6 protein-coding genes are annotated in these 14220 nt (G+C 69.1%); all 6 read left to right on the top strand.

The window, feature by feature from the left end; genetic code table 11:
- The first annotated feature begins 504 nt into the window (after window positions 1–504).
- The 6 genes from IG84_RS0106305 to IG84_RS0106275 all read left to right on the top strand — a co-directional run bounded on the left by IG84_RS0106305 (window position 505) and on the right by IG84_RS0106275 (window position 14211).
- Complete coding sequence (locus IG84_RS0106305; protein ID WP_031052271.1) at window positions 505–702, top strand: hypothetical protein; 198 nt, start codon at window positions 505–507, stop codon at window positions 700–702.
- 1146 nt (window positions 703–1848) lie between these two features.
- Entirely contained in the window at window positions 1849–10017 is an 8169-nt protein-coding gene (locus tag IG84_RS0106295) for a non-ribosomal peptide synthetase (protein ID WP_078648639.1), read from the top strand.
- Window positions 10014–11735: a thioester reductase domain-containing protein gene (locus IG84_RS0106290; RefSeq protein WP_051861438.1), complete on the top strand. Its 1722-nt coding sequence runs from the start codon at window positions 10014–10016 to the stop codon at window positions 11733–11735. Before IG84_RS0106295 ends, IG84_RS0106290 begins: the two co-directional genes overlap by 4 nt.
- The gene (locus IG84_RS0106285) at window positions 11732–12925 is read left to right on the top strand and encodes a cytochrome P450 (protein WP_031052264.1); all 1194 of its coding nucleotides are present in this window, start codon (window positions 11732–11734) and stop codon (window positions 12923–12925) included. The genes IG84_RS0106290 and IG84_RS0106285 overlap by 4 nt, the downstream gene beginning before the upstream one ends.
- Before the next feature lie 147 nt (window positions 12926–13072).
- The gene (locus tag IG84_RS0106280) at window positions 13073–13987 is read left to right on the top strand and encodes an acyltransferase domain-containing protein (protein ID WP_157848824.1); all 915 of its coding nucleotides are present in this window, start codon (window positions 13073–13075) and stop codon (window positions 13985–13987) included.
- An 11-nt stretch (window positions 13988–13998) separates the two neighbouring features.
- On the top strand, window positions 13999–14211 hold the full coding sequence (locus IG84_RS0106275; RefSeq protein WP_031052259.1) for a hypothetical protein: 213 nt from the start codon (window positions 13999–14001) through the stop codon (window positions 14209–14211).
- Window positions 14212–14220: the final 9 nt, after the last annotated feature.

The raw sequence follows: 14220 nt of genomic DNA, 5'->3' as shown, positions 1-14220 counted from the left end.
GATCACCACCGGGCGTCTCTTCTACCGCACTCCGGACGGCAGCGGCTTCAACTGCTCGGCCAGTGTCATCACCGCCAAGAACAAGAGCACCCTCTGGGCCGCCGGACACTGTGTGCACCCCGGTGGCGGCGGCGACAGCAAGTTCTACGCCCCGGACTACATGGCCTTCGCCCCGGACGACGACGATGGCAAGGCGCCGCATGGCCTGTGGGACGTCACCTACATCAACACCATCAAGGGATGGTCCGAGGACCGCGACTTCGACTACGACGTCGCCGCCATCAAGCTCGCTCCGCAGGCCCAGTACGGCAACATCGAGGACTTCACCGGCTCCCAGGGCTACCGCTTCAATTACGGCCAGGAGTTCAGCGACGTCACCTTCCTCGGCTACCCCGCCGCAGGTAACGGCCGAAGCTTCCCGGGGACCAGCTCTTCCACTGCCTCGCCGACACCGAGGACGCGAGCATCTTCCCCTGGGACGAACGGCTCCAGATGGAATGCGACATGGGACAGGGCTCCAGCGGCGGCCCCTGGATCGACGAGCTCGGCAGCAACGGCCGCGGCTACATCGTCGGGGCCATGTCGCACATCGACGAAGACGATCCCAATGACCCCGACAACCCCTGGAACGAGCCCTACGGCTACTCCGCCAACCACGGGGACGGCGCGATCAACGTCTACCACGACGTTGCGGACGACTGAGGGCCATCTCTCCGCACCTGTACGACCGGGCGGCACCGTACGCGGTGCCGCCCCACCGCGTGATCGGCGGCATCACTTCCGGGGGTCGGGCATCTCCGCCGGTGACGCCTCGCGCCTGCGTTCTTCCGTCCAATACGACGATCCGGTGCCCGGTTCCTGGCTGGCCGAGGCGCCGCCGCCCGCCTTTTCGGGGGCGGACGAGCGGTGCGTCGGGGAGGACTCGCTCGGTACGGGTTCACCCGGGCCGCTGTTCTCGCCGCCCGGGCCGCCACTCACGGAAACACCGACGACCACGGTCGCCAGTACGGCGGCCACCGCCCCGGCAACGGCCCATAAGCCTCTCGATACTCGCGCCACGGTGGCTCCTCGAATACGGCAGATGTCCTTCGTTACCCGTGGGACATGAACCCCAGCCCCCAGGTTCCTTGCCCGGCTTCAGGCCTTCCGCATCATCAAAGGGGCCCGGCCGGTGAGGCACAACCTGCTTGAACCCTGAACGAACTTCGGGTTGCAAGGCATCGCTCTCGTCCGGGTGTTGAGACGCCGTCTCGTCTATGGGCCTTTCCGCGCCACCTCTTGGGGCAGGTTTTAACGTCACTTACTGTGCTGACCTCCGCGCTCAGAGTCGTCTATTGGTGGCGCATCGCCCCAGGTGGCCGACCTTTGGCAATGGAACGGTCAACTCCGTCTACAAATTTGGCGAATAATGGGATTGATCAACATCTTCCTCGCCGGACCGACGGCTTGACATGGCTCCCCAGGCTGGGTGAGATGCAGCGAACACGGCGGGACTTGCTCAGGTAGTGGGGTCCCGGGCCGTGGAAGTTCTGCCCGGTGTCTGAGTGCGTTCTTCGAGAGTCGCCCTCGGTGCTGTGGCCCACGGGGGAGAGTGCCGTTCACGCGGCACGTATGGGGGGATATCTGTGTCTACGTGTAGCCGGCCCGGCTCAACGTCTTCAGATCGACGTCATCGATAGCGCCTGTTTCCGAGCCTTCAGGGCTCGCTGAACGCGGCCACGCCGCCGCTGTCTCCACAGGCTGCAAGCACTCAACGCGCACATAACCCTGTCCTGCCCCGCGCCACGCCGTCGTGCGCCGGGCGGTGGGTGGCGTGCGCCTTCCTGGAACCGAAAGACGGAGTGACTCGTGAAGAGTTTTGCCGGGCGCCTGCCTTTGTCCGCCGCGCAACACGAAGTGTGGATCGCCCACCAGATGGATGCCGGTGGCGCCCTCCACAACTGCGGGGGATACGTCGAGATCCGCGGACGGCTGGACGAGAAGCATCTTGCTGAAGCAGTCCGGCGGGCCGTCGGGGAGACCGACGCCTTGCGAGTCCGCTTCGTCGCCGACGAAGACGGCACTCCTTGGCAGCTGCCGACCGATGTCGACGCTCCGCTCCGCGTCATGGACTTCAGTCAGGAGAGCGAGCCTCGACGGTCCGCGGAGGACTGGGTACGGGCAGACCTGGCCACCCCCGTCGACCTGGCGAACGACCCACTGTTCACGCACACACTGCTTCGTCTCGCTCCGGATCACTTCCTCTTTCATCTCCGGTACCACCACATCGTGTTGGACGGTTACGGCCAGGTCCTCTACTGGCGCAGGTTGGCGCAGATCTACACGGCGGTGGAGCAAGGGACGGCAGTCCGCGAGAAGAGCGCGGGCACGCTCGCCGATCTGCTTGAAGACGAGGCCGGGTACCGGGAATCGGCGGACCACGAGAGTGACCGTGAGCACTGGTTCGGTCACCTGGCCGACTGGCCCGACCGCATCAGCCTGAGTGACAGGGCGGCCGGCACATCCCGGCCCGCCGAGCGGTTCCAGTCCTCGGTCCGCATCAAGCGAATCGACGAGCTGGCCGTCAAGCACGGGACACCGTGGGCGGTTGTCGTGCTGGCGGCAACGGCGGCGTACCTGCACCGGATGACCCAGCAGGAAGAGATCGTCATTGGGCTGCCGGTGCGTGCCCGCACCACGCGGACCGCACTGACCACGCCGGGCATGCTCGCCAATGTGCTGCCGTTGCGGCTGTCCGTACGCTCCGACATGTCCTTCCGTGCCCTCGTGGAGCACGTCTCCGCACAGGCCAGTGAAGTGCTGGCGCATCAGCGCTTCCGTGGTGAGGACCTGCAGCGGGAGCTCCGGCGGGCCGGGGCCGCCGACGAGCCCTCGGGCGTGGTCGTGAACGTGGTGTCGTTCGACGGGAAGATACGGTTCGGTGGCTTGCAGGGCACCGTTCACCAGCTGTCCTCCGGGCCCGTACGGGATCTCTCGATCGAGTTCTTCGGTGGCACCGGGGGCGCGGACCTCCGGCTGTCCTTCGACCCCAATCCGGCGCTGCACGACGCTGCGACCGTGGCTGCTCACCGCGATCGGCTCGCTGCCTTCCTGGGCTCCTTGGTCCAGGCAGACGCGCAGCTGCCCGTGGGAGAGATCGACATACTGACTGCCGCCGAGCGTGCCTCGGTGCAGGCGGAAGCCGCCGCCCATGCGCGGAACTATGACCTGACCCGGCCGCTCCACGAGCTGATCGAGGAACAGGCCGAGCGGACACCGGACGCCGTCGCCGCCGAGGTGGAGGACGGCTCGCTGACCTACCGCGAGCTCATCGGCCGGGCCCGCAGCCTCGCCACCCGTCTCCGCGCCGACGGTGTGGCGGCAGGCCAGGTGGTGGGCGTGCACGACGAGCGCTCGCTCGACCTGATCGTGGAGCTGCTCGCCGTCCTGATGTCCGGTGCGGCGTACGTGCCGCTGGACCCCGAGCTCCCTGCTTCGCGGCTGGCCTTCCAGATCGAGGACTCCGGCGCCCGTGTCGTCCTGACCCGGTCGCACCTCGCCGGACGGCTCACCGGCACCGGTGTGCAGGTCATCGCCGTCGACGAACTGCTGCGCACGCTGCCGGAGTCCGGTCCGCTGCAGCACACGGCCACGCCCGACGACACCGCGTACGTCATCTACACCTCCGGGTCGACCGGCCGGCCCAAGGGTGTCGCCGTACCGCACCGTGGTGTGGTCAACCGGCTTCTGTGGATGCAGGACGAGTACGGGCTCGGCGCGGACGACCGTGTGCTGCAGAAGACGCCCTTCACCTTCGATGTCTCGGTGTGGGAGTTCTTCTGGCCACTGCTCAACGGCGCCGTGCTCCACCTGGCAGCGCCCGGCACCCAGCGCGACCCTCGGGCGCTTGCGGACGTCATCCGCAGGCACGGGGTCACCACCGTGCACTTCGTACCGTCGATGCTCGACCTCTTCCTGGCGGAGCCCACGAGCCGGGACCTGGCGTCCCTGCGCCGTGTCGTCTGCAGTGGCGAGGCCCTCCGTTCCGAGACCGTCGGCCGGTTCTTCGAACAGTACGGTGCGGACGAAGAAGCCCCCGAGCTGCACAACCTCTACGGGCCGACCGAGGCGTCCATCGACGTCACGTACTGGCGGTGCACTCCGCAGGACGCCCAGCGTCCGGTGCCCATCGGCAAGGCGGTCGCCAACACCAGCCTGTATGTGCTGGACCGGGAAGGGCGACCGCTGCCGCACGGGATCGCCGGTGAGCTGCACATCGGCGGTGTCCAGGTCGCCTCTGGTTACCTCAACCGCCCGGAACTCACCGCCGCGAGCTTCATCGACAATCCCTTCGGCCCCGGGAAGCTGTACCGGACCGGAGACCTGGCGGTGCTCCGCGAGGACGGTGTCGTCCTGTACCGCGGCCGGCTCGACCACCAGGTGAAGGTGCACGGCTTCCGCATCGAGCCCGGCGAGATCGAGTCCGCGCTGCTCAGCCACCCGGCGATCGAGCAGGCGGTGGTCACGGCGCCGCTCGGCAACGACGGACAGCGTCAGCTCATCGCGCATGTCGTGCCGGAAGGCGATGCGCCGCAACCGGCTGAGCTGCTGGCCTGGCTGCGGGAGCGGCTGCCTGCCTACATGGCCCCGGCCCACTTCGTCCCCCTCAACGCCCTGCCACTGCTGCCCAACGGGAAGCTGGACCGCAAGGCGCTGCCGATGCCGGAAGCACGGCCGGTACGCGCGGCGACGCCGCCGGAGACTGCCGAGGAAGAGCTGCTGCACCGGGCATGGTGCACCGTCCTGGCCACCGATGAGTTTGGTGTGGAGGACTCGTTCTTCGTCCTGGGCGGCGACTCCATGCACGCCATCCGAGTCCGTATGGAGGTCGAGCGCCACGGCTACACCTTCGAGGTCGCCGACCTGTTCCAGGGACCGTCGATCCGCGAGCTCGCCCGCGTCGTCAAGCCACTGAAGGAACAGGAGGACTCCGTCGGCCGGGAGCCTTTCGGACTGCTGTCCGCCGAGGACCGGCTGCTGCTGCCGGACGGGATCGACGACGCCTACCCGCTCAGCGCAATGCAGGCCGGCATGCTCTACCACGCGGCCTACGCGGACGACTCTTCGGTGTACCGGGTGGTGACCAGCGCCAGGGTCACCACCCGCCTCGACCTCGACGCCCTGCGCGCCGCGATCGATGACACCGCGGCCCGGCACCCGTCCCTGCGCTGCTCCTTCGACCTGGCCCGTTTCTCCGAGCCGCTGCAGCTCGTGCACAGCAGCGTCACTATCCCGCTGGAGAGCGGCGAGGACCTCAGCGGCCTCGATGACGCAGCCCGGCTGCATGCCGTGGAGGAGTGGGTCGAGCAGGCGAAGTTCACCCACTTCGACCCGGAAGTGGCACCGCTGCTGAAGTTCGTCGCCCATCCCTGTGGCCCCGACGCCTTCGAGCTCTCGGTGATCGAACACCACGTCGTCCTCGATGGGTGGAGCGACATGCGCATGCTCGAAGAGGTCGTCGACCACTACCGGGCACGCCTCTCCGGCGAGGAGCTGGATCTGCCGCCCGTCCGCTCCGTCTACCGGGACTTCGTCGCAGCGGAGCGCCAGGCCCTCGCGAGCGAGGAATCGCGGGACTACTGGACCGGTCTGCTCCGAGGTGCCGAGCCCACCCGGCTGGTGTCCCGTGGCACCACCGCGCAGGAGCGGCCCGACGGCACCCGGCCGGCCGCGAATCATCGGTACGACGTCCCGGTGGATGGCGAGGTGGCCGAAGCGCTGCGCGCCCTCGCCGGGCGCGAAGGGCTGCCGCTCAAGTCGCTGCTGGCCACCGCGCACCTCGCGGTGCTGCGCCTGGTGAGTGGGGACGACGAAGTACTCACCGGCGTCGTGGCCAATGCCCGGCTGGAGGAAGAGGGCGGCGACGAGACGATCGGCGTCTTCCTGAACACGCTGCCGCTGCGTCTGGACCTGTCCTCTGCCACACTCCTGGCCACCGCGCGAAGGGTCTTCGACCACGAGCGCCGGTCCGCGGCGCACCGTCGCTACCCCTTCGCGCAGATGCAGCACGACGTGGGCGAGGGCCTCCAGCTCGACAGCTACGTCAACTTCATGGACTTCCACCGCGACCGGCACCGTTCGGCGGACGCGCTCATGGCCGTCACGGTGGGCGTCGCGGAAACCAACTACCCGCTGGCCGTGAACTTCCTGATCGACCCCGAGCAGGGGCAGCTCCAGCTCTGGCTCGACTGTGATCTGGCGGTGCTGCCGGAGGAGTTCTGCGCCCGGCTGGCCGGTTACTACGAGCGTGCTCTGTCGGCCGTAGCACAGCAGCCGGAGGAGGAGCTCACCGCCGTCGACCTGATGGCTCCGGCCGAACATGCCCAGCTGGCTGTCTGGAACGACACCGCGGTTGCCTACGACCCCGCGGACACTGTGCACGGACAGTTCGAGCGCCAGGTCCAGGCACACCCGGACGCCATCGCGGTCGCGCACCGCTTCGATGAGCTCAGCTACGCGGAGCTGGACGCCCGGGCGAACCGCCTCGCGCACCACCTGCGCGGCCAGGGCATCGGCCGCGGAGACCTGGTCGGCGTGAGCCTGCGCCGCGGCATCGACCTGGTTGTCGCTCTCCTCGCCGTACTCAAGAGCGGCGCCGCGTACGTGCCGATGGACCCGTCGTTCCCCAAGGGACGGCTGGAGAACATCGCCACCGACGCCGGCATCGGCTGCCTGATCAAGGGACCGGGCACCCCCGACGGGATCACAGCCCCTCACCTGGTGGACATCATCGCGGACGCGAAGACCATCGAGGGGCTGCCCGGAACGCAGCCGGGCACCGAAGTCTCCGGTGACGACACGGCGTACGTCATTTACACGTCGGGATCGACGGGCAAGCCCAAGGGCACCGCCCTCCGGCACCGCAACGCCGTGAACTTCTTCGCCGGCATGGACGAGCGGGTGGGCTGCGGCCTCGAGGACGCGGTGCTCGCGGTGACCAGCGTCTCCTTCGACATCTCCGTGCTGGAGCTGCTGTGGCCGCTCACGCACGGCGCCAAGGTGGTCGTCGCGGGAGAGCGCATCATCAGCAATCTGGTGCCGCAGTCGGAGGCGACGGAGCGGGCCCTCGGATTCAGTCTCTTCTTCTTCGCCGCCTCGGCGGGCGTGTCCAACCGTGAGGGCTACCAACTGGTGCTGGACGCCGCACGCTACGCCGACACCCACGGCTTCGAGGCCGTATGGACCCCCGAGCGGCACTTCCACGAATTCGGCGGTCTCTACCCCAACCCCTCGGTGATGTCCGCCGCGCTGGCCACCATCACTGACCGGATCGCACTGCGCTGCGGCAGTGTCGTGTCCCCGCTGCACGACGCGGTGCGCATCGCCGAGGAGTGGTCGCTCGTCGACAACCTCTCGGACGGCCGGGTCGGCCTGGCGTTCGCCGCGGGCTGGAACTCCAACGACTTCGTGCTGCGGCCGGAGAACTTCCCGGTGCGCAAGGACCGCATGTCCGAGCAGCTCGCGGAGTTCCGCAAGCTGTGGCGCGGTGAGCCGGTGCAGCGCGTCGGCGGCAGCGGTGAACTCGTCGACGTACGGATCTTCCCCGCACCGGTCCAGGCGGAGCCGCCGGTCTGGCTCACGTCCGTCGGCACCGTCCAGACCTTCGAGAAGGCCGGCGCCTCGGGTGCCAATCTGCTCACCCACCTGTTCGGCCAGGACCCCGACGACCTGGCGGAGAAGATCAAGGCGTACCGGCAGGCGAGAGAAGCGGCCGGACACGCGGGCTCCGGACAGGTCACCGTGATGGTGCACACCTTCATGTCGGACGACACCGAGCAGGCCAGGCAGCAGGCACGCGAGCCCTTCCGCAACTATCTGCGCAGCTCCACCGAGCTGTGGCGCACCCTGTTCGCCTCCACCGGTCAGGACCTCCCGGAGATGGGCGCCGAGGAGCAGATCGACGCCGTCATCGACATGGCGATCAGCCGGTACTTCGAGACCTCCGGCCTGTTCGGCTCCCCGGACACCTGCGCCGAACTCGTCCGTGATCTGGCCGCCGCGGGCGTCGATGAGATCGCGTGTCTGGTCGACTTCGGTGTCGAGGCGGACGCCGTACTGGAGAGCCTCACGTGGGTCGACCGTCTCCGCGACGCCCACGAGGCCGAGGTCGCCGAAAGCGCCCACTCCTTCGCGGAGCTGTGCGAGCGGCACCGGGTGACCGTCGTGCAGGGCACCCCGTCGCTGTTCACCGCGGTGGCGGCGGAGCCCGAGGCCCTGGAATCGCTGGTCGGCCTGCGTGCCCTGCTGATCGGTGGCGAGGCATTCCCCTCGGGCCTGGCGCAGCGGCTGATCGAGGCCCTGCCCGGCGTGCGGATCTGCAACATGTACGGGCCCACCGAGACGACCATCTGGTCGACGGTGCACGAACTGGATGCCCAGCGCGACGCGACGGCCGACACCATTTCCATCGGCCGGCCGATCGCCAACACCGAGGTACGCGTCGTCGACGGCCGTGGCCGGCCGCTGCCGGTCGGCGTCTCCGGTGAGCTGTGGATCGGCGGCGACGGCGTTGCCGCGGGGTACATCGGGCGCCCGGAACTGACCGCGGAGCGGTTCGTCGCGGGCGTGGAAGGCAGCGGGCGGTTCTACCGGACCGGTGACCGCGTACGGTGGCGCGCCGACGGCAGCCTGGAGTTCCTGGGCCGCGTCGACCGGCAGGTGAAGATCCTCGGCCACCGGGTCGAGCCGGACGAGGTGGAGAGTGTGCTCTCCCGCCACTCCAGGCTCGATGCGGTCGCGGTCACCGCGGTCGAAGGCGCCAACGGCACCGAGCTCGTGGCCTATGTGTCCCCGGCGGATTCGCTGTCCGACGCCTCCGTGCAGGAAGCACATGTCCGCCGCTGGGGTGAGGTCTGGGAGAGCGCCTACACCGCGCCGCCGGCGGAGGCCGCCGCCGAGGACGGTTCCGAGTTCGCCGGCTGGCTCAGCAGCTACACCGGTGAGCCGATCCCCGTATCCGAGATGCGGGAGTGGCTGGGGCACACCGTCGACCGGATCCGCGCGCTGCGGCCGACCGCCGTTGCCGACATCGGCGTCGGCGTCGGACTGGTGCTCCGGAACCTGGCCGACCAGGTGGAGGAGTACCACGGTGTCGACGTCTCGCCCGCCGCGCTCACGGCCGCGGCCGCCAGCCTCGGGCGTCCGCTCCCGGAGCACGTACGGCTGAAGCAGTCCGGTCCCGAATACCTGGCGGGTCTTGAGGCCGGGAGCCTGGACACGGTCGTGATCAACTCCGTGGCGCAGTACTTCCCCGGCACCGACTACCTGCGCACGGTGCTCACCGACGCGGTACGCGCCGTACGGCCGGGAGGCGCCGTCTTCATCGGCGATGTGCGCTCCGTCGAGATGCTGCCAGAGTTCCACACCGCCGTGCAGCTGCACAGGGCCGGACCGCTCCAGACGATCGAAGAGATCCGGTCCGCGATCTCCCGGCAGCTGCAGGAGGAGCGGGAACTGTGTCTCTCTCCCGCCTTCTTCCACCAACTGGCCGCCGAGCTCGACGGCGTCGGCGAGGTCCGCGTCGAGCTGAAGCGGGGCAGTGCGGACAACGAGCTGTCCCTCTTCCGCTATGACGTGACGCTGCTGATCGGGGAGCCGGCCGCGCCGGCCGGCACCGAGGACCGTGTCAGCTGGGATGCGCTCGACGGCGGCCTCGACAGCCTGCGACAGCGGCTGGCCGGCGGTACCGGCGGCCTGGTGGTGACCGGCATTCCCAACCGGAGGCTGTTGCGCACCACGGCGGCGGTGCGGGCGCTGGAGGAGACGGACGGCACGGCCACCGCCTGGGACCTGGAACGACTGCTGTGGGACCTGGACGAGGCGGCCGGTGCCCATCCGGAGGAGCTGTTCGCCCTGGCCGCCGAGGCGGACCGACAGGTCCGGACCCTCGTGTCGCCGGACAACCGCCTGGGCGTCTTCGACGCCGTATTCGACAAGCCCGTCCCCGCCCACCACGACGACGCTGAGGACAAGGCATGAGCCCGACCCGACAACTCGCCAACGACCCGCTCACTTCGTCCTGGGCCGCGGGTCTGCGCTCCTCGCTGCGTGCCTACGCCCGGACGCACCTCCCGGACGCCATGGTCCCGGCACACTTCGTAGTGCTGCCGGAGCTCCCCAAGCTGCCCAACGGCAAGGTGGACCGGGGCAGCCTGCCTCCCCTGACCGTGGAGGAGAGCCCCGAGACCGCCTTCGTCGCACCGCGAACGCCGGTGGAGACGGAATTGGCCAGGATCTGGCAGGACCTGCTCGGCCTGCCGAAGGTCGGCGTGGAGACCAGCTTCTTCGATCTGGGCGGCGACTCGCTGACGGTGCTGCAGATGGCCGCCCAGGTGCGCGATGTCTACGACGTACGCCTCGACCTGCGGCGGATGTTCGAGGACCCCACGGTCGCCCAACTGGCACGGATGGTCAGCTCCCAGGCGGACCCGACGGTGACCGGGGCCGGCAACCCCCGGGGCGTCGCGAGCGAGGCGATGGTGGCCGACGCCGTGCTGCCCGCCGACATCGTGCCCGAAGAAGGCGCGCTGCCGCCGTCGACGGGTCCGTACCGCACCGTCCTGCTGACCGGCGGCACCGGCTACACCGGCGCCTTCCTGCTCCGCGAACTGCTGGACCGCTCGGCCGCCACCGTGTACGTCCTGGTCCGGGCCGACGGGCCCGACCAAGCGAGCGAGCGGGTGCGCGGCAACCTCGCCGAGTACGGGCTGCTGCGTGACGGGGACGCGGAGCGCATTGTCGGCGTCCCCGGTGACACGGGGCGTCCCTACCTCGGGCTGAGCAAGAGCACGTACCACGAGCTGGCCGCGGAGGTGGAGCTGATCATCCACAACGCGGCGATCTCCAGTTGGATCGTGCCCTACGCCAAGATCAAGCCGGTCAATGTGTTCGGCGCGATGGAGGTGCTGCGGCTCGCCTGCCGGAAGCGGGTCAAGGCCGTGCACTTCATCTCCACGATCGGCGTCTACCCGGGCCATGAAGGGCAGCGCAGCTGGGCCGAGACCAGGCTCACCGAGGCCGATCACGTCGTCGGCGGCTACCGGCAGTCGAAGTGGGTCGCCGACAGCCTGATGCTCCAGGCACGGGACCGGGGCGTGCCGGCCCATGTGTACCGGCTGGGCGCCATCACCGGCTCGCAGACCACCGGCGCCTGCTCGCCCGACACCTTCATCAACCACCTGATCAAGGGCTGTGTCCAGCTCGGCGCCTACCTGGACTACGACTTGCTGCTGGACCTCGTACCCGTGGACTTCTGCGCCGCGACAGTGGTGCACACCGCGCTCTCCGGAGGCCGTGCGGAAGCGGTATTCAACGTCCCCAGCGCGCGGTCCGTCAGCATGAACGAGATCTTCGAGCTGATCGTGGCCTACGGCTATCCGCTGCGCCGGCTGGACTACCAGGACTGGTACCGCGAGCTCGCCGCGGCCGTGGAGCGCGGCGAGGAGAACGAACTCGCGGTGTACCTTCCGCTGTTCGGCGCGGACCAGCCCGCCGAGGAAGTGGGCTATCTGGGCAGCAAGCCCGACTTCCGCACCGACAACCTGCGTGCCGCACTCGACGGTTCAGGCATCGCGTGCAAGCCGGTCGAGCGCGAGCTGTTCGACCTCTACCTCGACTACTTCGTCTCGACGGGCTTCCTGCCCGCCCCTCCCGGTGGCACCGCCCGCCCTCAGAACCAGTGGAGAGCATCGTCATGACCGCTCCTGCCATACCCGCCTTCCCGATGCCGCGCCGGCACCCGCTGGACCCGCCGCCCCAGTACCGCGAACTCAGCGCCGAGCAGCCGGTCTTCCAGGTGCAGACGCCGCGTGGTGAGGCCGTCTGGGTGGTGACCCGCCACGCCGACGTGCGCGCCGTGCTCACCGACACCCGGTTCAGCTCGGACCCGAAGACGCCCGGCTACCCCTCATACATCTCCGGTGACACTCCGATCCCGCCCGGCTTCTTCCTCAACCAGGACGCGCCGGACCACACCCGGCTGCGCCGCCTGGTGACCCGCGAGTTCCTGATCACCCAGATGGAAGCGAAGCGGCCGCGGATGAAGGCCATCCTCGACACGCTGCTCGACGACATGGTGCGCCAGGGGAACAGCGCCGACCTCGTCACGCAGTTGGCGTTCCCGATGGCCGCCACTGTGATGTGCGAGCTGCTGGACGTGCCGTACGAGGACCACACGATTTTCGTGACCCTCACGGACACGATCCTCAACCGCAGCAGCACACCCGAGCAGGCCGAAGGCGCGGCGCGTGAGCTGATGGCGTACTTCGACCGGGTGGTGACGGCACGGGAGCAGCAGCCGACGGACGACATGCTCGGCCGCCTGGTGGGCCAGGAGGAGGCGGGCAAGCTCAGCCACGACGAGTTCGTCGGACTGGCCGCGCTGCTGATGCTCTCCGGCTACGACACGATGGCCCAGATGATCGGCCTGGGCACGGCCACGCTGCTGGAGCATCCGGACCAGCTCGACGACCTCAAGGCGGACCCGTCGCTGTATCCGCAGGCCATCGAGGAACTCCTGCGTTATCTCTCCATCAACCACGCCGGGCTGCCCCGCGCCGCGACCGAGGACCTCACCGTCGGCGGACAAGAGATCCGCGCGGGTGACGGCCTCCTGGTGATGATCAACGCGGCCAACCGCGACGCTGCCGTCTTCGAGGCCCCCGACACCTTCGACATCCACCGCAAGGACCCGCAGGCGCACGTCGCGTTCGGCCACGGCTTCCACAAGTGCATCGGACTGACGCTCGCCCGTGTCGAGCTGAGCACCGTGTTCGCCGGTCTCTTCGCGCGTGTGCCCACGCTGAAGCTCAGCCGTCCGCTGGAGGACCTGCCGTTCCGGCACGACATGGTGCTCTACGGCGTCCGCGAACTGCCCGTCACCTGGTGACCGCTCGGTGTTCCCACGCAATGCCACTCACTTCACGAAGGATGCAAAGGACGCATGATGGCGGTTGAAACGGTCTTCCTCTTGCCCGGTCAGGGGGGTTACACCCCGGGAATCTTCGCCGGTGACGGCTCGCCCGACGTCGGAGAGGTGCTCGACGCGGCGGACCGGATCGCGGCCGAGTTCGGACGCGGTGGCGTCTCGGACCTGCTGACGCGCACCGACGCCCCGTCGGCGGCCGACCTGATGCGCTCGGACTCCTTCGCACTGCAGCTCGCCGTGTTCACGGCAGCCGTGGGCAGCTTCCGTATCGCGGAGCGGCAGGGAGCACCGGATGTTGTCGTCGGACACAGCATGGGCGAGATCGCGGCACTGACGGTGGCCGGAGCGTTCAGCCTGGCCGATGGCGCGCGCCTCGTGTGCCACCGCTCGGAAGCCCTTCTCGCGCATTGCCCGTCCGACGGCGGCATGGTGGCCCTGGAGCTGCCGGCCCCTCGCGCGGCACACCTGGTGGGCGCGGTTGCCGATCGCGGCCTGGCCGTCGCGGTTTCCAACGCCCCGCGCCAGACGGTCGTATCGGGCCCTGACGACGCGGTCGGAACGATTGCCCGGCTGGCCGGCACCTTGGGCGTGCAAGCCACCCGACTGAACTCGCCATTCCCGTTCCACAGCCCCATGCTGTCCGTCGCCGCGCACGCCTTCGACGAGGCGATCTCCGGCATCAGGCAGCAGCCCCTGCGTCGTGCCGTGTACTCGCCGGTGGCCGGCGGCTATGTCCACGACGACACCGACCTCAAGGCGCTGCTCGTACGGCAGCTCACTACCCCGGTGCAGTTCATGGCCGCCGTGCGGGAGCTCCACGCGGAGGGCGCCCAGCGCTTCGTGGAGTGCGGCCGCGCGGGGCTCTCGGGGCTCGTCCGACGGAGCGTGCCGGATGTGAGTACGACCAACACGGTTCAGCCGCGAGCTGCCGAGGCCGACCCGGCCCGCACGGTCGTGGAGGCCGCACCGGTCAACACCGCCACCGCTGTTGACTGGAGGCGGATCTGGGGATCGATTCGCTGAAGCGTGCGGAGATGCTCGGCAAGGTGTCGGCTCATTTCGGGTTGGGGGAGTCGGCCGAGGACGGCCGGTTCATCGCCCAGTCGCTGAAGCGTGCGGAGATGCTCGGCAAGGTGTCGGCTCATTTCGGGTTGGGGGAGTCGGCCGAGGACGGCCGGTTCATCGCCCAGTCCACGCTCGCCGACCTCGCCGACCTCATCACCGCCGTTCAGGCATCCGCGCGCTGATCTACGAAT

The sequence above is a fragment of the Streptomyces ochraceiscleroticus genome, assembly GCF_000720485.1.
GTDB lineage: Bacteria > Actinomycetota > Actinomycetes > Streptomycetales > Streptomycetaceae > Streptomyces > Streptomyces ochraceiscleroticus.
Note: the sequence above shows the minus strand (reverse complement) of the source record. Positions and strands in the feature narration are given on the sequence as shown.